At 47.7% G+C, this 19,226-nt stretch carries 24 protein-coding genes; 10 read left to right on the forward strand and 14 right to left on the reverse strand.

Annotated elements, in window-relative coordinates; translation table 11 throughout:
* From fliP to fliF, 11 genes are read right to left on the reverse strand one after another with little or no spacing between them, the layout of a single operon-like run.
* Window positions 1-744, reverse strand: coding sequence for a flagellar type III secretion system pore protein FliP (gene fliP / locus CWI82_RS00420; RefSeq protein WP_092858080.1), 744 nt, complete (start codon window positions 742-744; stop codon window positions 1-3).
* Window positions 744-1,115 (reverse strand): flagellar biosynthetic protein FliO, encoded by a 372-nt coding sequence (fliO, locus tag CWI82_RS00425; protein WP_130202288.1) that lies wholly within the window; start codon window positions 1,113-1,115, stop codon window positions 744-746. The genes fliP and fliO overlap by 1 nt, the downstream gene beginning before the upstream one ends.
* On the reverse strand, window positions 1,112-1,519 hold the full coding sequence (gene fliN / locus CWI82_RS00430) for a flagellar motor switch protein FliN (RefSeq protein WP_199286236.1): 408 nt from the start codon (window positions 1,517-1,519) through the stop codon (window positions 1,112-1,114). Before fliN ends, fliO begins: the two co-directional genes overlap by 4 nt.
* Complete coding sequence (fliM, locus tag CWI82_RS00435) at window positions 1,506-2,630, reverse strand: flagellar motor switch protein FliM (protein WP_130202289.1); 1,125 nt, start codon at window positions 2,628-2,630, stop codon at window positions 1,506-1,508. The genes fliN and fliM overlap by 14 nt, the downstream gene beginning before the upstream one ends.
* A 42-nt stretch (window positions 2,631-2,672) precedes the next feature.
* On the reverse strand, window positions 2,673-3,164 hold the full coding sequence (gene fliL / locus CWI82_RS00440; RefSeq protein ID WP_130202290.1) for a flagellar basal body-associated protein FliL: 492 nt from the start codon (window positions 3,162-3,164) through the stop codon (window positions 2,673-2,675).
* 34 nt (window positions 3,165-3,198) lie between these two features.
* On the reverse strand, window positions 3,199-4,446 hold the full coding sequence (locus CWI82_RS00445) for a flagellar hook-length control protein FliK (RefSeq protein ID WP_130202291.1): 1,248 nt from the start codon (window positions 4,444-4,446) through the stop codon (window positions 3,199-3,201).
* Window positions 4,447-4,462: 16 nt separating this feature from the next.
* On the reverse strand, window positions 4,463-4,909 hold the full coding sequence (gene fliJ, locus CWI82_RS00450; RefSeq protein ID WP_130202292.1) for a flagellar export protein FliJ: 447 nt from the start codon (window positions 4,907-4,909) through the stop codon (window positions 4,463-4,465).
* On the reverse strand, window positions 4,906-6,279 hold the full coding sequence (gene fliI / locus CWI82_RS00455; protein WP_130202293.1) for a flagellar protein export ATPase FliI: 1,374 nt from the start codon (window positions 6,277-6,279) through the stop codon (window positions 4,906-4,908). Before fliI ends, fliJ begins: the two co-directional genes overlap by 4 nt.
* Window positions 6,272-6,958, reverse strand: coding sequence for a flagellar assembly protein FliH (locus CWI82_RS00460; protein WP_130202294.1), 687 nt, complete (start codon window positions 6,956-6,958; stop codon window positions 6,272-6,274). Before CWI82_RS00460 ends, fliI begins: the two co-directional genes overlap by 8 nt.
* Window positions 6,942-7,982, reverse strand: a complete 1,041-nt coding sequence (fliG, locus tag CWI82_RS00465; RefSeq protein ID WP_233340163.1) for a flagellar motor switch protein FliG — start codon at window positions 7,980-7,982, stop codon at window positions 6,942-6,944. The genes CWI82_RS00460 and fliG overlap by 17 nt, the downstream gene beginning before the upstream one ends.
* The gene (gene fliF / locus CWI82_RS00470; RefSeq protein WP_130202295.1) at window positions 7,966-9,729 is read right to left on the reverse strand and encodes a flagellar basal-body MS-ring/collar protein FliF; all 1,764 of its coding nucleotides are present in this window, start codon (window positions 9,727-9,729) and stop codon (window positions 7,966-7,968) included. Before fliF ends, fliG begins: the two co-directional genes overlap by 17 nt.
* 172 nt (window positions 9,730-9,901) lie before the next feature.
* On the opposite strand from fliF, the gene fliE reads away from it, so the two are divergent.
* Window positions 9,902-10,243 carry a flagellar hook-basal body complex protein FliE gene (gene fliE, locus CWI82_RS00475; RefSeq protein WP_130202296.1) on the forward strand — a complete coding sequence of 114 codons (342 nt, stop codon included), beginning with the start codon at window positions 9,902-9,904 and terminating at the stop codon, window positions 10,241-10,243.
* A gap of 22 nt (window positions 10,244-10,265) precedes the next feature.
* Here the strand turns inward: fliE and CWI82_RS00480 are convergent, their stop codons facing one another.
* The 3 genes from CWI82_RS00480 to CWI82_RS00490 all read right to left on the reverse strand — a co-directional run bounded on the left by CWI82_RS00480 (window position 10,266) and on the right by CWI82_RS00490 (window position 11,962).
* The gene (locus tag CWI82_RS00480; RefSeq protein ID WP_130202297.1) at window positions 10,266-10,616 is read right to left on the reverse strand and encodes a flagellar protein FlaG; all 351 of its coding nucleotides are present in this window, start codon (window positions 10,614-10,616) and stop codon (window positions 10,266-10,268) included.
* A gap of 87 nt (window positions 10,617-10,703) precedes the next feature.
* Entirely contained in the window at window positions 10,704-11,057 is a 354-nt protein-coding gene (locus CWI82_RS00485) for a hypothetical protein (protein WP_130202298.1), read from the reverse strand.
* A gap of 86 nt (window positions 11,058-11,143) precedes the next feature.
* Window positions 11,144-11,962, reverse strand: a complete 819-nt coding sequence (locus tag CWI82_RS00490; RefSeq protein ID WP_130202299.1) for a flagellin N-terminal helical domain-containing protein — start codon at window positions 11,960-11,962, stop codon at window positions 11,144-11,146.
* 223 nt (window positions 11,963-12,185) lie between these two features.
* Here CWI82_RS00490 and CWI82_RS00495 point away from each other — a divergent pair, with 223 nt between their 5' ends.
* The 9 genes from CWI82_RS00495 (at window position 12,186) to motA (ending at window position 19,226) form a co-directional block, all read left to right on the forward strand.
* Window positions 12,186-13,901, forward strand: a complete 1,716-nt coding sequence (locus tag CWI82_RS00495) for an HD domain-containing phosphohydrolase (protein WP_092858052.1) — start codon at window positions 12,186-12,188, stop codon at window positions 13,899-13,901.
* A 144-nt stretch (window positions 13,902-14,045) separates the two neighbouring features.
* Window positions 14,046-15,401, forward strand: coding sequence for a flagellar filament capping protein FliD (fliD, locus tag CWI82_RS00500; RefSeq protein ID WP_092858050.1), 1,356 nt, complete (start codon window positions 14,046-14,048; stop codon window positions 15,399-15,401).
* Between the two features lie 15 nt (window positions 15,402-15,416).
* Entirely contained in the window at window positions 15,417-15,815 is a 399-nt protein-coding gene (fliS, locus tag CWI82_RS00505; protein ID WP_199286237.1) for a flagellar export chaperone FliS, read from the forward strand.
* Window positions 15,816-15,877: 62 nt separating this feature from the next.
* A complete protein-coding gene (locus CWI82_RS00510; protein WP_165383855.1) occupies window positions 15,878-16,180 on the forward strand; it encodes a flagellar protein FliT in 303 nt (100 codons plus the stop codon).
* Window positions 16,177-17,016 (forward strand): flagellar hook-length control protein FliK, encoded by an 840-nt coding sequence (gene fliK, locus CWI82_RS00515; RefSeq protein WP_130202301.1) that lies wholly within the window; start codon window positions 16,177-16,179, stop codon window positions 17,014-17,016. The genes CWI82_RS00510 and fliK overlap by 4 nt, the downstream gene beginning before the upstream one ends.
* A complete protein-coding gene (locus tag CWI82_RS00520; RefSeq protein WP_130202302.1) occupies window positions 17,013-17,282 on the forward strand; it encodes an EscU/YscU/HrcU family type III secretion system export apparatus switch protein in 270 nt (89 codons plus the stop codon). Before fliK ends, CWI82_RS00520 begins: the two co-directional genes overlap by 4 nt.
* 160 nt (window positions 17,283-17,442) lie before the next feature.
* Window positions 17,443-17,742, forward strand: a complete 300-nt coding sequence (locus CWI82_RS00525) for a flagellar transcriptional regulator FlhD (protein ID WP_130202303.1) — start codon at window positions 17,443-17,445, stop codon at window positions 17,740-17,742.
* Window positions 17,743-17,760: 18 nt separating this feature from the next.
* Window positions 17,761-18,306 (forward strand): flagellar transcriptional regulator FlhC, encoded by a 546-nt coding sequence (gene flhC, locus CWI82_RS00530; RefSeq protein ID WP_130202304.1) that lies wholly within the window; start codon window positions 17,761-17,763, stop codon window positions 18,304-18,306.
* Between the two features lie 59 nt (window positions 18,307-18,365).
* Window positions 18,366-19,226, forward strand: a complete 861-nt coding sequence (motA, locus tag CWI82_RS00535) for a flagellar motor stator protein MotA (RefSeq protein WP_130202305.1) — start codon at window positions 18,366-18,368, stop codon at window positions 19,224-19,226.

Raw genomic sequence — 19,226 nt, forward strand, 5'->3', positions numbered from 1 at the left:
CTACACATAGAAACTGGCTGCAAGAGAGCCAATGAGCAACTGCCAACCATCAACGAGCACAAACAACATGAGTTTGAACGGCAGTGAGATAGTCGCTGGCGGCACCATCATCATACCGAGAGCCATCAGTACACTCGCCACAACTAAGTCGATAATCAAAAACGGAATAAAAATAGTAAAACCAATTTGAAACGCGGTTTTCAGTTCGCTGGTCACAAACGATGGCACTAAGACATGGAACGGCACGTCCTGTGGTGTTGCAATAGGACCAACATTAGCCAAGTTAGCGAACAGAGCTAAATCAGGTTCGCGAGTTTGCGCAAGCATAAATTCACGCAGTGGGCCGGAGGCGAGCTCTAAAAATTGCGGGAAATCGATACTGTCTTGGCTAAACGGTAGCCAAGCAATGTCATATATTTGGTTGAACACCGGCGCCATAATAAAAAATGTGAGAAATAGCGCAAGGCCGAGTAATACTTGATTCGGCGGAGCCGATTGCGTTCCCATCGCAGTTCGCAATAAACCAAAGACGATGATCAAACGAACGAAGCAGGTCATCATGAGCATGACGGCCGGTAAAAATGTCAGACTCGTCAAAAATAGTAAGGTTTGAAGCGACAACGACCACTGTTGTCCACCGTTTTCAGTCGGCTCTACCAAAACACCAGGAATGGATTGAGCAAAGGCTTCAAAAGGCAAGCCGAGCGTCACGATGATTAACGATAGAAACCAAACACGACGCATTAGTTTGTCTCTTTCGATGTGTCTGAGGTATTTTTATTGAGAGCCTGTTGCAATCGAGTGGCAAAGCTATTCAGTTGCGGTTCAGGGCGCTCTTGGGCCGGCATTTCATGGAGTTTGGTGATGTTGCCGGAAGCCACGCCAAGTACCAGCCAAGTGTCTTTCAGCTCGACAATAACAACGCGTTCTCGTTGCCCGACCGATACCGAACCCACCACGCTCAGTAGTTTCGAATGCCCCAACGATGTGCCGTTTAATTTACGAAACAACCAAGCGCACAGCAAAATAATGCCGATGATTAAAATCAGCACTACTGTTACTTGGCCGAGCAGTGCAAGGCCGCTATCTAGCTCTACTGAGGTTGATTCGTTCATCGATTTAACTTTTGTACTCGTTCAGAAGGCGTCACAATTTCGGTAATGCGAATACCGTATTTATCATCTAAAACAACGACTTCGCCCTGTGCAATCAGGTAGCCATTGATAAGAATATCCATCGGCTCCCCAGCTAAACCGTCTAATTCGACGACAGAACCTTGGGCTAATTCGAGTAATTGCTTGATGGTGATACGCGTACGCCCTAGCTCAACGCTCAATTTCACCGGAATATCCATGATGATATCTAGCTCATTCATGGAGCCAGCTTGTGCGGTATTCTCTAGTGGTTTAAAAACGCTGTTCGCATTCTCGTCTGGCGCTGCATCAGCTTGTTCTTCGAGTGCATCTGCCCAAGGGTCTTGCTCGTTATCTGGGTTTACTTTGTCGTTATTCGTCATCATAGGGCTCCTTCGCACGCAAAGGGGTAAATATACCGCCTTTATTTCGTTCCCGTAGCAGTGATTGCGGGAAACGATGATTTTCAAGTAATCGCATCACTTTAAGTGCGCGGTTATTAATCAAGCTGCCAAACTCACATTCCATAATTGGCAGGGCATTTACCGTTGCCGTAACCGTATCCGGCAGTTCAATTGGCAGAACATCGCCAGGTTTGAGTGACATCACTTGCGGAATGCGCATGGGAATGTCCACAAAGTTAGCAATGAGTTCGACGCTAGAGGCTTGTAGCTCATGAGTAATGCGCTGACGCCAAGCTTTATCGTTACTACTGCCACCAATGTCAGCGCGCAAGTTCGTCAGCTTGTCGCGCAAGGGCTCAACCATGGCGTAAGGCATACAAATCTTGAAATGACTGTCTAGGTTACCCACTTCAAGATGGAACGTTGTGGTCACCACGATTTCACTTGGTGAACTGGTAATCGCAGCAAACTTCGGCTGCATCTCTGAGCGCACATAACTGATTTCCAGCGGGTGCACGGCACGCCAAGATTCTTGATAGGCGTCAATCGCCAGATTCAATACACGATTGATGATGCGTTGCTCTGTGCCGGTAAATTCACGCGCTTCGTTACGCGTCATGAACCGACCGTCACCACCAAATAGATTCTCAACAATCATCGACACCATGGCGTGAGGAAATACTACGAGCGCACTGCCACGCAACGGCTTCATCGAAATAATATTGAGGTTTGTTGGCGTAGGTGTTGCGTCGGCAAAGTCGCTGAAACGTTGGTATTTAACCGACTCAACCGAAATGTCTGCATTACGGCGCAACAAATTGAACAAGTTCATGCGAAACTGTCGAGCGAAGCGCTCGTTAATGACTTCAAGCGTATGCAAACGCTCACGGACAATGCGTGCTTGCGAACCTGGGTCAAATGGCTGTTGCTTCACTTTACGCTTTGGCTTGTGCGTGAGCGCATCAGCGCCGGCATCAGCACCCAACGGCGCCGCGCCCATGGCTTCAGCGTCAGCTTCAGTATCATCATCGGTTGCTATACCCGCCAATAATGCATCAAGCTCTTCTTGTGACAGTTGGTGTCCGTTACTCATGTGCTCTCTTTAAAATGTGTTCAATCACGCTTTTTACAGTGATTACTGAACAATGAATTCAGTAAATAAAACATCGTTAATTGCGACTGCTTCTTCGCCTTGATACGGCGCACTTAGCGAGTCCATGATGCTTTTCGCTAAGATTTTTTTGCCTTCCGATTGCGTGATGCTCTCGGCTTCTTGACCCGATAGTAAGACCAACAAACGATTGCGAACTTGTGGCATGTTTTTCATGAGTTCGGCTTTAACTTTCTCGCTCGGCACTTCCAGCGTTAATCCTGCATACAACAGGCGCGGACCGAACTGATCGCTCTGTAGATTCACCGTAAACGGAGAGATAGCTACAAAAACAGGATCAGTTGGCTCAGGTTCTGCTTGTGCGGAGCCCATGGCTGAAGCTGCCGCTAAGTTTCGCGTATCCCACAGTAAGTAAGTGTTGAGACCAATAAGTACCAGCACCAAAACTAGAATAATGAGCATGAGCGAGGAATTATTCCCGTCATTTGCTACCTGTGTGTCGTTTTTACGCGCCATTTCTTTATCCTTTAATTAGTTACCAACGTTCGCCTTACGCAAAGGTGTCGACTTGACCGTTATGAGCGGCGGCAGTATGCCGAGAATTTTCACCCATGTCAGTATTCTCGGCCGATTCTGAATTTTCTACAGTGCTTTTGTTGGTATTTTGCTCATTTTGTTGCGCGTTAGCTGTCCATTGCTGAGCTTGTTGGCGTGCGTGTTGTTGCATAAATTGTTGGCTCTGATCACTCACCTGCGAGTCACCAAGCTGAATACCTTGGTTGGCAAGCGCGTCGCGCAATGTCGGCATCGCCTGCTCGAGGGCGCCGCGGACATGCTGACTATGCGTGAGAATATTCAGTTGTGCAGTCGAATCATCCATGCGCAGTTGCACTTGTAACGGGCCTAGCTCTGCCGGATGCAAACGTAACGTCATTTCATTTTGATTGTGCATGACCATTTGCATCACGTTTTGTTGTAACTGATTGGCCCAAGCTTGGCTCCCTACCGGTGTTGCCATGGTTGCGGTGGCCGCTGTCGTGCTTGGTGTTGCGACTGGCGCCTGTGCGCCTTGCGTAACTGGTGCGTCAATCATGACGATACTGGCAGACATGGCAGACGACGTTAGAGTACTTCCGGCAGTGGGTGTTGGTGTTGCGCTCGTTGGCGCTAGTCGACTTGTGTCAATTGTCGCTTTCGTATCAACTTGCTTTAATTCTCCAGATAATTGCTGCGCAGTCTCAGGTTTAATCTGTTGTTGATTGAATTGTTGCGGCTCATTTACGCCCGCCGGAGTAGACAATGTCGACGCAATGACGTTTGCTGATTTAACGTTATCTGCTTTCAGTATCGCTTGATTCAATTGCTGAGTTGATTGCTTGGCGACAGCGGATTGTTGCTGATTGACTTGCGGCATAGCTTGAACGACTGACTGTGTCGATTGTATGGCATTAGGTGCTACGCCATTAATAGCCGTGGCCTCAGGCATGACCTGAGCGCTAGGAGCTTGTGGCTGAAGCTGTTGTAATTGTGACAAAATTTGCGCGAGAGCTTCTGGCGTCAAATCTTGTTCTAATCCTATTTCCTCGAGCAGCTGCGGATTCTCACTGTTTTGCAAGTTTACTGCGAGTTGCTGTAATTGCGCTGCTGAGGGTGCTTGGTCAAGCTCTGCGGTCGGTGATTGCAAGGCAGCAAAAAGGGCGGCAAAGCCGGTTGCCGGCGCGTTACCATCAGAGGCGGCTGGTGCACCTTTCGCGTTAGTCTGGGTGGTCGTCATTAAATTATTAAAATTAACCATCATGCTCACCTTGTTTCTCCTATCGCAGCCCGCGCTGACGCATGTACATAGCCAACGACAATTCGTCAGCTAATTTTTGCTCGCGCTTCATCGCGATTTTCACTTCAGCTGCCTGTTTACGGTCAACTAAGGTTTCATAAGACGCCAACTTACGTTGCTTGGTCTGCCAAAATTGTTGGCTTTTATCTAATTTGTTTTCTTGATCCACTAAGGCGTTTTGCGCCCGTGTAACGGCGCTATCTAAACTGGCTAAAAACTGTCGGTAGTTACTCAGTAAATTACTCGCAATACCGTTTTGCATTTGCTGTTGAAGCTGCACTGCGTAGTCGTTTCGATACTGTTGTAGCGTTTGCAGTTGCAGCGCAATCTTCTGCTTATTCTGGCGCTCTTCAGCTAATAATTTCGCTGCTTCGTTACGCGCTTTCTCGGCCTGTTCGGTTAAATGTGCAAGTACGACGGTGTTCATGACGAGGTACCTCCAACTAGTTCAGTCAACCGTTGCTGCGCTTGCGCAAAAGCGGATTGCTCGTTCATTTTTTGCTGTAAATAGGCTTCAATTTGTGGGAATTTTTGTACCGCTTGGTCTAACAAGGGGTCGTGACCGGGGCTATAGGCACCGACACTGATCAGATCGCGGTTGCGCTGATAAACCGAGAACAACTTCTTCAGTCGCTGTGCTTGTTGTTGTTGTCCAAGCGTTGTCACGGATGGCATTACACGGCTAATCGAAGCTTCAACATCAATGGCTGGGTAATGGCCGCTTTCAGCTAAGTGGCGCGACAACACAATGTGGCCATCGAGAATCGCTCGGGTTGCATCGGCAATCGGGTCTTGCTGATCATCGCCTTCGGTTAATACGGTATAAAAGGCGGTAATCGAGCCGCCGCCACGAATGCCGTTACCGGTGCGCTCAACAAGCGCCGGAATTTTTGCAAATACGCTTGGCGGATAACCTTTGGTTGCTGGCGGCTCACCGATAGCTAAAGCAATTTCACGCTGCGCCATAGCAAAGCGGGTTAATGAGTCCATGATAAGCAGCACATGTTTGCCTTTATCACGAAAATCTTCGGCTAAACGGGTGGCATACGATGCACCTTGTAAGCGTTGTAAGGGCGAGGCGTCAGCTGGCGCGGCAACAACCACTGAGCGCGCCATGCCCTGTTCACCAAGTATGTGATCGATAAATTCTTGAACTTCGCGACCACGCTCACCAATCAGCCCAACCACAATCACATCGGCTTTGGTAAAGCGAGCCATCATGCCAAGTAAAACCGACTTGCCGACCCCAGAGCCAGCAAACAAACCCATGCGTTGCCCGCGGCCGACGCTTAATAAACCATTGATTGCGCGGATACCCACGTCAATTGAAGTATCAATTGGCGCACGTAACATTGGGTTAATGGTTTTTGTAGCAAGATAGCCATATTCTGCTTGTTTCGGTAAGGGTTTGTTATCAAGTGGGCGACCACTGCCATCAAGCACGCGGCCAAGCAAACTCTCGCCCAATGGGAACCGACGGCTATCGTTATGACCATCGTTGAGCGGCATGACCCGCGCGCCCGGCACTAAACCCTGAACGGCATCCAATGGCATTAAATAAGTGACGTCGCCGGCAAAGCCAACCACTTCAGCCTCAACCAATGCCTCGCCATGCTGCGGCATTTCAATCACACAACTACTGCCAACGGGCAGTTTTAAACCAACGGCTTCTAGCACCATACCCGTAGCACGCATCAAGCGACCACACATATACCATTGAGGTAATTGATGTAGACGTTGATTGACGCTGTTGAGCGTCAGTTGCCATTGGTGTAATTGATGCTGAGCGTTAGCCATGGCGACCTCGCAATTGATGCACAATGCGTTGCCAGCGGATCTCGATAGTGGCATCGAGTTCACCATTTGCACTGACTAAACGACAACCTCCGCGCTCCAACCGATCGTCGACACGTAACTTCCAGCCGACGGAGGAAATTTCTTGCTCTAAATGCTCTTTGACTAGCTCTAAATCCTCTGGATTAAGTAGCAGTACTGGTTTGTCGGTAAGCATTGGGTCTTCAAGCAAAATGGCACGAATTAACTCTAAAACTTGTTCTGGATTTGCGGCGAGCGCCTCGCCAGCAAGCTGACGGCCAACCGTTAATGCCAGTTGCAACAAGCTCTCAGAAAGGTGTGCATCCATTCCTTGTACAGCAGCGTCGGCTTCTTTTATAAGCTCACCGAGCGGCGTTAAAGCGGCTTTTAACTGAGCGTTGTACTCGGCAAGACCAGCCTCACGGCCAAGCTTTAAACCTTCCTCATGACCGGCTTGATAGCCCGCTTCTCGACCCGCTTTAAGACCTTCTTCATAGGCTTCTTGGCGTGCTTGTTCACGCAGTTGCCGTAGTTCACTTTGCTGCTCAAACTGGGCCTCATCAGCTTGCTGTTGCTGCACAGCATCACGCCGCTGCTTCGCCGCCAACGGTTCCATATTCCAGCTGCGCCATTGGCGATTGGTATTAGACGAAGGCATCATCACCACTACTCAAGACAATTTCACCCGAATCGGCCAATCGACGCACTACTTGCAGAATAGCTTTTTGTTCGCTTTCCACTTGTGAAACTCGAATAGGACCACGTGTTTCCATCTCTTCGCGAATAAGTTGCGCTGCTCGTTGCGACATGTTGCGTAGGAATTTCTCCACCAAGCCATCGTCGGCACCTTTGAGCGCCACCACCAGCGAGGTGGTTTCGATTTGACGCAGGAGCACCTGAATACTTCGGTCGTCGAGGTCCATAAGATTTTCGAAGAGGAACATTTCGTCGACAATTTTTTGCGCCAACTCGTCGTTGTACGCACGAATATTTTCCAACGCTGTGTCTTCTTGACCAGCACTAAGAAGGTTAAGAATTTCAGCAGCGGTGCGTACGCCACCCATCTTGCTCCGTTTCAATGATTGGCCGTCGAGCATACCGCCGAGTACTTCGGTCAGTTCTTGCAAGGCTGCTGGTTGCACACCCGTAAACGTTGCTACACGTAATACCACATCATTACGTAAGCGCTCTTCAAATAATTCTAAGACACCGGCAGCTTGAGCGCGGTCTAAGTGAATTAGGATGGTTGCGATGATTTGCGGATGTTCGTCTTTGATCATTTCCGCTACTTCTGGCACATCCATCATATTCAGGGCATCAATACCGATACCCCCAACTTTGTGTTCAAGCACATCTTCAATCAGTGTATTTGCGCGATCTGAGCCGAGTGCTTTGGTCAGTACCGAGCGCACATAATCATCGTATTTGTCAAACGAAGGGGTATTAGCCAAGTCACTATGGAACATTTCCAGCACAGCTTTGATGTCTGCATGCGAAACGTCTGACAGCTTCGTCATTTCTTTACTGATTTTTTGGATCTGATTCGGCGGGAAGTGTTTAAACACCTCAGCCGCTGATTCTTCCTCTAGCATTAACAACAGCAATGCCGTGCGTCGCATGCCAGTCATTTCTTTGGCGACGCTTTTATCCGTTTTGTTGTCGGTAGCGTTAGACGTGGTCATCATCGTTCATCCAATTTTGTAAAATGCGTGCGACTTGACGTGGATTGGTTTGGGCAATCTCTTTCGCTTTCGCTAACGCTTGGGTGTAGCTCTTGTTGTTGCGCTGCTCTGGCCAATGGAAGCTATCGCCCGAGTCAGTCGTAGCGTTGTCTTCGGCCATGTCGCCATAACCATCACCTGCTTGACGGCGACGTTTGACCACGACTTCTTCCATGTCATCATCATCACCGACAACAGCGCGTAAGGTTCCTTTGCCATTGGTAGTTGTGCCCTCAGATACCGGCGCCGCGTGTACGTAACGCTTCATGATTGGGCGCAGGAGTAATAGATAAAGCAGCAGAATGCCAATGCCAGCTAACAGATAACGCACGAGGTTTTGCGCCAGTTGCATCACTGCAGGCTGCTTGTACCAAGGTTCTTCAACAAGCGTTTCTTGGTTGTTGACAAACGGGCTGTTGACCACTTCAATTTGGTCACCACGTGCTTCTTGAAAGCCCATTGCTTGGCGCACCAAACGGTTGATATAGTCCAGTTCTTCGGCACTGCGTGGCACTAATTCTGGGTTGCCTTCCTCATCAAGGACGGTGCGATGGTTAATGACGACTGCAACAGAGAGGCGCTCAAGCTGACCACGTTGATGATCCACATGCTCCACAAAGCGATCGAGCTCATAATTCACTACTTGGTCTTGCTGAACAGCGCGCGTGCCGGTTGCCGCGGTTGTCTCAGTTTCATCACCTTCAGCGGTTGTTTCAATGGGTGATGGTTCGACGCCTGGCGGCGTATTGGTTAAGGCGCCGGGAACGCCCATGGCACCAGCCCCGCTGCCTTGTAAATTGGTATTGCGTTGAATACTGCGAATGGCGGCGGTTTCAGGCGTTTGGTTTGGGCTATAACGTTCAGCGGTTGCTTCGCGTTTGGAAAAATCAACCTGCGCCACGACCTGAGCTTTGATGTTCTCGCGGCCTAAAATTGGAATTAGAATGTTTTCAATGCGTTGTTGGTAAGAGCGTTCAACTTGTTGAATATAATCAAGTTTGGAACCACTCAAAGCATCATCGCGATTATTCTGCGAAAGTAGTGCTCCATATTGGTCAACGACCGTGACGTTGTCCGGAGTGAGTTCAGGGACGCTACTCGACACCATATGTATAATGGCTTGAACTTGACCATCGCCGAGCTTGCGCCCCGGTTGTAAGGTCAGAATCACCGATGCTTTTGCAGGCTCACGCTCACGCACAAATACGGAAGCCTTCGCCATGGCGAGATGTACTCGAGCTTTTTGTACCGGCCCGAGTGATTCCATGGAGCTGGCTAGCTCACCCTCTAAGGCGCGCTGGAAATTCACCTGCTCGGCAAATTGGCTAATACCAAACGCTTGGTTATCCATCAGTGAAAACCCAGCGTTACCACCTTGCGGTAATCCTTGCTCTGCCATTTGTAAGCGCAATTTATGAACTTGTTCACTTGGGACTAAGATGGTACCCGCACTGTTTAGCTGGTAGGGAATTTGACGCGCGTCGAGTTCAGTAACAATTCGGCCACCGTCAGCTTCGCTCAAGTTGCTATACAACACGCGATATTCCGGCGCACTTGCCCACATCACTAACGCAAACACCAAACCAATAAACGCAGCACCACCGATTAACAATGGTACCAGTCCACTTTGTTTTAGCTTGTTCAGCCACGGCGCAGGCGCTGCATTCCCGGAGGCTGGGCTGTTCATTGTTTGAGCTTGCGTTGCTTCCATTGGGTATCTCAATTCAATTGGTGCACGGATTTATCTACTGCACATTATGCCCAGAGCAATGCAAGTCAAAGTGGCAATAAGCGCACTTTTTTAGGCTTTATTGAACGCTTCGCTTTTGTGATTGGTGGGTATAGTTGCTGCAATCACAGAAGTGAATGAGAAGGAATGATTCATGAGCGTACCGGCAATTCAAACTGCATTGCAACAAATGCAAACCATGAAGGCAGAGGTTGCTGCCCCTGCGCTAAAAGTAAATTTGAACGTGCAACCAGGCGTTGAGAAAGTGCAGAGCGGCGGCTTTGCGGGGGAGTTAAAAAACTCGATAGAGCGCATCAACGCGCTACAACAAACGTCGGCGGCTACCACGACAGCATTTCAATTAGGCGACCCGAATGTATCGCTAAATCAAGTGATGGTGGACAAGCAAAAAGCTGGTCTAGCTTTTGAAATGGGCGTGCAGGTGCGTAATAAGCTGGTCAGTGCTTATAAAGATATTATGAATATGCAGGTGTAGTTTTAAGACGAGAGAAGAGGCTTTACGCCTCTTCTCGGACTAGCAATCCACTCATTTCATGCAAATGCTGCGCAATGCGAAGAACCTCTTCGTTAGGGATCTGACGTATAACTTCGCCAGATTCTTGGCTTACAACCTTCACAATAGTTCGACCTGAGCTATCATCAAATTCGAAATGAATACCATAGTTATTCATGACTTCATTGATTTGCTGAACAGGTTTTACGAGTTCATCTTTCTTAATTTCGCGTTGCGCTTCGCTTTGGCGCACAGCAGGTAATTGCTGTAATACGCGGTCTAATCGCTGTTTTTCAGCAGCAGCGGTTGTTACCGGCCAATTTGAAGTGGCTTCATTTATTGGTGTGGCCATCATGTCATCTCCAAAATTACGAAAATGTGTCTTTTCGCTTATATTGGAATATCGGCTGATATCGTACAAACTTTAGCCGCTTTTAATTCATTATAATGTCGATGCTAACGTACTGACTTTATTGTGTAAATTGATAATCGCGGAGAGCGCCACTCGCTCGCTATCATCTAACTCTAAATAAGTATTCTCGCCACGTGTGCCGTCAGAGGGTTTAATGATGTTTGCATATCGAGTGAGAAGATGCTCAAGATTCATCTGAATCATCATGAGTTCCAACTGAAACTCCTGCTGATAAACCTGATATTTCTCTTTTTGCTGGGCATCCTTGCTATGTTCAATCGCGGCAGCGAGTTTACTATCCAATATAAACTCCACCGTTTTTAGCTTAGGGATCACGTCGTTAATTAATTCGTATGACGTAACCGTTGCGTTCGCTATTTTCATAGTGGTTGCCCTGCATTTTATGGCAGTGATAGATTTTTTAAGAAAAAAGGCGCTCAACGAGCGCCTTTGGTTTTTGCTTCTGGGTATTAGCCCAGCAGTGACAATACGCCCTGTGGAACCTGATTTGCTTGCGCGAGTACAGACGTACCAGCTTGTTGCAAAATCTGAGCACGGGTCATGTTTGAAACTTCAACCGCGTAATCAGCATCCTCGATACGTGAGCGAGCAGCTGATAAGTTAGTTGCGGTAGTTGCTAAGTTCTCAACAACTGAATCAAAGCGGTTCAACGTTGCACCTAAAGTACTGCGTGAGGTGTCGATTGTAGCCATTGCTGCGTCAACTGCGTCGATAGCTGCTTGTGAAGTAGTTGCATCAGTTACAGTAAGTGCGTTTACACCTAAAGTTGCTGAAGTTGCGTCGACAGTTGCAACAGCAATTGAGTCATTCGCAGTGGTGTTTGCACCAACTTGGATATTAAGTGTCGCTGCAGCATTCAATAGATTGGTACCGTTGAAGCTTGCGCCGCCAGCGATACGGTCGATTTCAGCAACACGCTCGGTGATTTCTGTCTGAATTGAAGTACGGTCATCAGCGCTGTTAGTATCAGAAGCTGCTTGAACGGCCAATTCACGAATACGTTGTAAGTTGTCGTTGATTTGGTTTAAGCCACCTTCCATGGTTTGCACCATAGAGATACCGTCGTTTGCGTTACGTTGTGCTTGACGCATACCAGTAATTTGAGCGGTCATACGGTTCGCGATAGCTTGACCAGCTGCATCGTCTTTGGCGCTGTTGATACGCAGGCCTGAAGACAGACGTTCCATAGAAGTTTGCAATGAAGACTGCGACTTCTGGAGGTTTTGCTGACCAATCAGTGAGGTCATGTTGGTATTGATAACTGACATAGTCTTATTCCTTCTGTTTCCAAATTTGGCTGCCAAGTTTGGCCTGCCGTCGCTATGGGTTATCGGTGGGTTAAAAAAAACCTTTAGAACTTTTTTTGAAAAACCTGAAAATTTTTTTCGAAAGCCTATCTGACGCTTGCTATATTAACGAAGAGCGCATTAAAGGCTATGGTAAGCGTGCCGATAAATGGAATAAGAACATAACTATGGAAAGGAGCATCGCGTGAGCGAGGCCAGTCAACATTCTCAAACGAGCGATAATGAATTTACGCCCATCAACAGTGTGGTTGAACTTGCGACGTATTACGATGCGTTGAGTCAACCAGGTGTTGCTGTGCTGACGTTGCTTGGGCCGGCCGAGAAAGATCATCCTGTTGTACTGGTTGAACAGCTTGAAGAAGACTACTTGTTATTCGATCTCACAGCGATTCGTGATGTCGCGCCACCGCTTCGGCGCGGCGGCAAGTTTATTCTGTCCGGATTTACCCCTGGCGGCTTAGTCCGCACCAACCCATTATCAGTTCGTGAATTTACTACCGTCGACAGTCGCTTGTTGGCGTATGCGGATTGGCCGACTGAAATTCATGTCAAACAGCGCCGCGCTAGTTTCCGTGCAAGCCTGCGCATTGGCATGAACGTGGGTGTGCATGTTCGCAGCAAAGACAACGACAAAGAAGAATTGGTTGAACTGCAGGGCGATCTCAAAGATTTATCCGCGACCGGCTGCTTGGCTGAGTTTTTTATGCAAGATGGCGTATCGCGCGTACTACCGGATATTGCCACGGAAATTGAGTTGTATTTCCCCAATGGCACAAGCTTTGAGGTGAAAGCCAAAGTACGACATTTGAAAACGGATAACGATCGTCAAGTTTTAGCGGTTGGTTTTGAGTTTGAAAATGTTAGTAAGCCACAAGAGCGTGAAATTTGGGGGTATGTTCGCGAAATTGAGCGGGAAGCGTCGCGCAGTGCAGGTAATGGCGATAGCCGCAGCGAATCAGAGTTATTCCGTGTACGTGATGATAACGACGTTAAGCTGAGTCGTCGCCACGCACATACTTATGCAACGCCGATGGCGCGCCGGATGGCTCGTATTGCCGGTTATCTTGACAGCCAGATGGTGATGCTTAAACAGGGTCAGCAAATCAATTCAGCACAACTATCGTTACATGCTGATCGTGTGCTTGATATGCTTGAGGACGATCGTCAAGAAGCGTTGTTCGCTGTGCATTGTATTCAACGCGAGTCGCGCTGGGTCAAGCACGGTTTAGCGGTCGCGATACGTTTAGCGGATTTATTAAATGCCGCCAAAATGCCGCGCGATCTGCGTAAAGCAGTTGTCGCTGCGGCAATGGTTCATGACCTTGGTAAAGGGACGTTGCCGCCGGAAATTTGGAAAGCCACTACGTTAAGTACAGACGTTTATGAAGAGATGCAAAGTCATGTGGAGGTTATTCTCGAAAAGTTAGAGGGCGTTAAATGGCTGGCTCCGGTTGTGCGCGATAATGTGATTGCACAAATTAATGAACGTATGGATGGTTCGGGCTATCCGAACGGCTTAAAGGACAAGCAGTTAGGGCAACTGGCACGCGCCGCTGCGGTGGTAGATGTTATCGATGCCATGCAACGCCATCGTCCAGATCGCCCAGCGATTTCTGCAATTGCCGCAACAAAATCCATGCAAACCCGAACTGAGCAATTCGATGAGGCCTGGGTGAAACGTTATCTGAGCCATTTTGGGCCGTTACCTATTGGCACTTTATTGCGCTTTGAAAAAGGCGCTTTTGCTTGGGTTGTTGGTCTAGATGAGAAAAAGCGCGTGAGCCGTGTTCGCGTGTCACCTCATAAGCTTGCCCCCGATGATAAGTTAGGTCCCCCCATAGAAGGCGCTGCGCTTAACGAGCTTGGCCGCATTCGCGATATTCTGGTGCCGGAAAGCTAGCGCACATTAGTATAAAAAAAATATTTAAGTTGAATAAATAGTGGCCGATAAAAGTGAATAGACGGGTTTTGCGTCGCTTTTTATCGGTTTTGAATTGCATGAGTTCATGCAAACTGATTGATATGAGAAATAGGGGTTAATGGCATGGCATCAATTGCAGCGTTAGGTATCGGTTCAGGTTTAGATCTGAACGGTTTGCTGAATCAGCTTGAAGCGGCTGAGCGTCAGCGACTGCAACCGATCTCTTTACAGCAAAAGAGCTTTGAAGCGCGAATTTCGGCATATGGCAAGTTACAGAGCGCTTTAACCAAATTTCAAGATGCCAACAGTGCATTGAACTTAACTCCAACATTTAAAGCCACGAAAAGTACAGTGAGCTCTGATGTACTGTCTGTTGCTGCGGCGAACAACACACCAACGGGCACTTTTGACGTTAATGTAACGAGCCTCGCTCGTAGTTACAGTATCGCAACGCAAGGTGTTGCTGACAGCGCCGCTCAAATTGGTACTGGCGCGGGTAATGTCAGCTTCACATTAGCGAATGGCACATCTCACAGCATCGATTTAGCTGATGGAGCTACTTCACTTGAAGATATGCGTGCCGCAATTAATAACGCACAAACAGATGTACAAGCATCCATTGTAAATGACGGTTCCGGTACGCCGTATCGTTTAGTCTTAACTTCGTCAAACCCGGGTACAGAATCCGCCATTTCGAATTTAACTTTCGGCGGCGCCCTAGCTGGAAATGTCAGTACTGATGGCGCTACCGAAATGGCGGCAAGTAATGCGCAAATGACCGTAAATGGTATTGCTATTACGAGCCAATCGAACGTTGTTGAAGATGCAATCCAAGGCGTCACACTGTCGCTAGCACAACAAGGGCAAGCGCAGGTAAATATTACTCGCGATTCAGAATCCATAACAAAACAAGTTACAGATTTCGTTGATTCATTTAATGAGTTGCAGCAATTAATCACCGATATGACCAAGTACGACACGGGCTCCCAAGTTGCTGGTCAATTACTTGGCGATAGCGGAGTACGAACGATTGAGTCTCGTCTTCGAAGCCTCTTAAGTGAAACGGTCAATAGCCAGTTCACCAAGCTTGGTGATATAGGTATCTCGCGCGAATTAGGCGGCAAATTAAAAATCGATGAAAACGCTTTAGCCAGTGCTATCGAAAACGATCTACCGATGTTGCAGGAGTTTTTTGCAGGCTCCGACGCGATAGAGGGTTTTGCGGATAAGACAAAAGCTACTTTAGGTAATCTTTTGGCTGATGAAGGGCCAATCAATAGTCGTATCAAGGGATTCGAAAGTACACTCGAGCGCCTTGATGACCGTTATCTCAGAGAAGAACAACGAATAGCTTCAACTGTCGAGATCTATCGCAAGCAATTCGCGCAAATGGACAGCATGATTGCGAGTATGAATTCAACTAGCGCTTATTTGCAGCAGCAGTTTGCATCGTTGAATGCGCAATTAGGTCAAGGGTAAATAGGGGTAATTATCATGTACGGTATGCGTGGTGCTGCAGCTTATGGTCGTGTTGATGTTGAAAGTCATGTGCTTTCAGCCAGTCCGCACAAACTTATCGCAATGTTATTTGATGGCGTACAGAAGCAAATTAAAGCCGCCAAATTACATATGGAAAACGGTAACGTTGCGGAGAAAGGTAAAGCCATCGGCAAAGCCACCGATATCGTACATTTGGGCTTGTTAGCAGCGCTAGACAAAGAGAAAGGTGGCGAACTCGCTGAACGATTAGAGTCGATTTACTTTTATGTGAGCGAGTTATTGCTAAAAGCTAACCTGAAAAATGATACCGCTAAGTTAGATGAAGCTGCAGAGTTACTTGACCAAATTGGCTCTGCTTGGAAGGAAATTCAGTCACAGGCTGAAGGGGCGTAAGGCATGTGGCCGCGTAACCCAAATTTAAAGGTGACTACTTGATGTCACCGACGGAGGTCATTATGTCGTACCAGACGCTTCTGGAGCATTCGAACAAAATGCTGGCCAGTGTGCGCAACGAAGACTGGGAAGCCTTGATTGAGACGGAAGTTGAGTACGTTCGTGAGGTGGAAAAGTTAAGCCACGCGGAAGCTGCAGTTGAGTTGTCCGAGGACCAGCAACTTAGCAAATTACAACTTTTGAGCACCATCATGGATCAAGACCGTGAGATTCGGGAACGCTTAGTCGCGCGTCGTACCATGTTGGAGCAGACCTTGCTCAGCATGCAGAAAAAGCAAAAGCTAGAGCATACATATAGCAATTGAGTAGCATAACGCCGTTACTGGATACACTGGTCCACCAAGTTGCGAAGCAACGATCAACGGTGGATTTACTCCCGCGCCATACGTTACCTGTTGCACCGGTACAAGCGACAGCTAGCACCACAGAGTTTAGCCAAGCTGGCCAGCAAGTCGTACGGTTAATGCAACTTATTCAGTCTTTTCAGCAGCAACTTCCTGCACAATTTAACAGCACGGCACAGTCCGGCAGCCAGTTTCTCGGTGGGCATATTCGACTTGATGCCCCTTTGTTTCCTGGAGCAACGCAACTAGACGTTCTTACGTTGATGGGCCGATTGCAGACAATTGTGAAGGACTCCGGATTATTTTACGAAGCGCTATTAGCGCGCTGGGTTGCAAACAAAGTCCCATTCTTAACGGTACGCCAACAGCCGCATAACCTTGGACCATTCCGAGCAAACTCACCACAGATACAGGCGATTCTAGGTCAGCAACTTGAGCTATTAAGTTCAGGTATTATTCATATCGATACCGAGTTGTGGCCGCAAGCACATTTGCAATGGTTAATTCAGCCCGATGTGAACCCGCTGGTGCAGCGTTGGCGTGACGAGCAACGTCGCAAGCAAGGGGAAGAACCTGAGCCTCCAGCGTGGCGCAGCGAATTAAAGCTAACGTTACCGCATGTGGGCGAGATTCGAGCGCAAATGCGACTGTCACATAAACATCTCACGATGCAGCTACAATGCGCTGAGATGTTAGTGGATTCATTGCAAAGCGCAACGGCGCGACTTATTGCGCGGCTGCGGCTAGGTGCAGGGGTAGAAATTGACAGTATACCGGTGTCGAGGTTGCCGCAATGAATGATGATAAACCGCTCAATAAAAAGGCCGTTGCCTTACGTTATCAAGAGTTTGAGCCGGCACCAAAAATTGTCGCCAAAGGCGAAGGATTGATCGCGGATAAGATCATTGCGCTGGCAAAAGAGCATAATGTGTTTGTTCACGATTCACCGGAATTAGTCGATCTTTTATCGCAAATTGATCTCGATGAATATGTACCGCAAACGCTTTGGGTGATTGTTGCAGAGTTGTTGATTTGGGCGCATTCCGTGGATTCTGATCGTTGATTTGCCGTTTTTTGCGGCCACCAGCTCAACATAAAAAATACATTTTAATATGAATCAAAGAGTGTAAAGGACAATCTTTACTATTGACCAACAGTGTTAAGATTTGCTAAAGATCGCAATAACGAAGAAAAACAATAAGTAGTATTGGAGAAATGCGCTAATGAGTCACAGCAAAACGATTTCTGAATTACAGGAACTCAATCTTAGTTACCTGATGTTAGTTCAGAAGTTAATTGTCGAAGATCGCGATACTGCAATTTTCCGATTAAAAATCGACGATGAATTAGCTGACCTTATTGTTGATATGTCTGCGAAAGAATTAACCATGTTGGCCCGCCAACCTCAAAGTCTATTGCAACCTAATTTGGGTCCAGTAAGTCAGTTGAAAGCCATTCTGAAAAATAAGCGGGATACTGGCATGCAAGCAACCCATTTAGCAATGCATATGGCTTCTGCTTAACCTTAGAAAGAGTCATGAATGACCGCCAAGAAACTTCTTGAAGAACTGAATCAGGTGCAGCTTGCAATTGAGCTTATCGAACTTGGTGCTCGATTGCAGGTTTTAGAATCTGAGGTAAGTTTAAACCGTGGCCGATTGGTTCGGTTGTATAAAGAAGTTTCAGGTAAGTCACCACCCAAAGGAATGCTGCCGTTTTCAACTGATTGGTTTATGACGTGGCAGCCGAATGTGCATTCATCGTTTTTTTACAACATCTACTCTCGTTTGCGCGAAGGTCAGAAGCTTGAACGCATGCAGGCGTTTATCAAAGCTTACAAACTGTACCAAGAGCATATTCAGTTAAGTGACGAGGAGGAGGTTCTAGCTTTAACTAGAGCCTGGACATTAATCCGCTTTTTTGAGAGCGACATGTTCCAGTTGTCTAAATGTACTTGCTGTGGTTTGCAGTTCGTTAATCATGCTCATACACCAGACGCGGATTATGTATGTGGTGTATGCCAACCGCCATCGCGAGCCGGTAAACCACTCAAACAAAAAGTGGCAAAATTGCGAAAAGATATTTAAGTCTGAAGCTAACGCGCCGATAAACTTCTTAGATGTGTTTTTAGATAGAGGAAGCGGCCGTGTTAATAGCTATCGGTTTTGTTGTGGTTTTGTTTTCCGTATTCGGTGGTTACGTGCTGGCCGGTGGCGCATTGGGACCGATTTTTCAGCCACTTGAGTTACTGATTATCGGTGGCGCGGGAATTGGGGCATTTATTGCTGCTAATAATGGCAAAGCAATCAAAGCCACACTGCAATCGGTCAAACGCTTTAAGCGCTCAACCAAGTACAATAACGAGACCTACCTCGAATTACTCGCCGTTATTTATAAGTTACTCAATAAAATGCGCCGCGACGGCATGTTAGCGGTAGAGCGTGATATCGAAAACCCCGAAGAAAGTGCTATTTTTCAGGAGCATCCGGAAGTTCTTGAAGACTCAATGATGTTGAACTTCATTGCCGATTATTTGCGCTTAATGATTAGTGGCAACATGAATCCGCAAGAGCTGGACGAGTTGATGTTGCATGAAATCGAAACCTTCGAGGCTGAAGCCGAAATTCCAGGAGACGCGTTGCACAAAGTAGGTGACGCAATGCCAGCCTTTGGTATTGTCGCCGCAGTGCTTGGAGTTGTGCGCGCGCTCAGTACTGCAGATGTACCGCCAGACGTTATGGGCACGATGATCGCCCACGCCTTGGTTGGTACGTTCTTAGGTATTCTATTGGGTTACGGATTTATTAACCCGTTAGCGAGTCGTGTCGAGCGTCAAGTTGCGGAACTGGTGAAAACTTTACAGGTTATCCGTGTGACGTTGCTAGCAAGTATGCACGGATACGCCCCGCAATTGGCTGTAGAGTTTGGTCGCAAGGCATTACATACTTCAGAGCGACCAACCTTTACTGAACTTGAAGACCATGTTCGTGGTGCCAAAGCGGAGTAG

Origin of the sequence: Pseudidiomarina tainanensis (assembly GCF_004214835.1) — a bacterium.
Classification (GTDB): domain Bacteria; phylum Pseudomonadota; class Gammaproteobacteria; order Enterobacterales; family Alteromonadaceae; genus Pseudidiomarina; species Pseudidiomarina tainanensis.

Excerpts from the sequence above, each read along its gene's own strand:
- CWI82_RS00485 (WP_130202298.1), bottom strand. The coding sequence starts at position 11,057 with ATGAAAATAGCGAACGCAACGGTTACGTCATACGAATTAATTAACGAC.
- CWI82_RS00520 (WP_130202302.1), top strand. The coding sequence starts at position 17,013 with ATGAATGATGATAAACCGCTCAATAAAAAGGCCGTTGCCTTACGTTAT.
- fliE (WP_130202296.1), top strand. The coding sequence starts at position 9,902 with ATGAGCGTACCGGCAATTCAAACTGCATTGCAACAAATGCAAACCATG.
- fliM (WP_130202289.1), bottom strand. The coding sequence starts at position 2,630 with ATGAGTAACGGACACCAACTGTCACAAGAAGAGCTTGATGCATTATTG.
- CWI82_RS00445 (WP_130202291.1), bottom strand. The coding sequence starts at position 4,446 with ATGATGGTTAATTTTAATAATTTAATGACGACCACCCAGACTAACGCG.
- CWI82_RS00480 (WP_130202297.1), bottom strand. The coding sequence starts at position 10,616 with ATGATGGCCACACCAATAAATGAAGCCACTTCAAATTGGCCGGTAACA.
- CWI82_RS00525 (WP_130202303.1), top strand. The coding sequence starts at position 17,443 with ATGAGTCACAGCAAAACGATTTCTGAATTACAGGAACTCAATCTTAGT.
- fliO (WP_130202288.1), bottom strand. The coding sequence starts at position 1,115 with ATGAACGAATCAACCTCAGTAGAGCTAGATAGCGGCCTTGCACTGCTC.
- fliD (WP_092858050.1), top strand. The coding sequence starts at position 14,046 with ATGGCATCAATTGCAGCGTTAGGTATCGGTTCAGGTTTAGATCTGAAC.
- fliN (WP_199286236.1), bottom strand. The coding sequence starts at position 1,519 with ATGATGACGAATAACGACAAAGTAAACCCAGATAACGAGCAAGACCCT.
- fliF (WP_130202295.1), bottom strand. The coding sequence starts at position 9,729 with ATGGAAGCAACGCAAGCTCAAACAATGAACAGCCCAGCCTCCGGGAAT.
- CWI82_RS00510 (WP_165383855.1), top strand. The coding sequence starts at position 15,878 with ATGTCGTACCAGACGCTTCTGGAGCATTCGAACAAAATGCTGGCCAGT.
- fliJ (WP_130202292.1), bottom strand. The coding sequence starts at position 4,909 with ATGAACACCGTCGTACTTGCACATTTAACCGAACAGGCCGAGAAAGCG.
- fliL (WP_130202290.1), bottom strand. The coding sequence starts at position 3,164 with ATGGCGCGTAAAAACGACACACAGGTAGCAAATGACGGGAATAATTCC.
- fliP (WP_092858080.1), bottom strand. The coding sequence starts at position 744 with ATGCGTCGTGTTTGGTTTCTATCGTTAATCATCGTGACGCTCGGCTTG.
- fliG (WP_233340163.1), bottom strand. The coding sequence starts at position 7,982 with ATGATGACCACGTCTAACGCTACCGACAACAAAACGGATAAAAGCGTC.
- fliI (WP_130202293.1), bottom strand. The coding sequence starts at position 6,279 with ATGGCTAACGCTCAGCATCAATTACACCAATGGCAACTGACGCTCAAC.
- fliS (WP_199286237.1), top strand. The coding sequence starts at position 15,417 with ATGTACGGTATGCGTGGTGCTGCAGCTTATGGTCGTGTTGATGTTGAA.
- flhC (WP_130202304.1), top strand. The coding sequence starts at position 17,761 with ATGACCGCCAAGAAACTTCTTGAAGAACTGAATCAGGTGCAGCTTGCA.
- CWI82_RS00460 (WP_130202294.1), bottom strand. The coding sequence starts at position 6,958 with ATGATGCCTTCGTCTAATACCAATCGCCAATGGCGCAGCTGGAATATG.
- CWI82_RS00490 (WP_130202299.1), bottom strand. The coding sequence starts at position 11,962 with ATGTCAGTTATCAATACCAACATGACCTCACTGATTGGTCAGCAAAAC.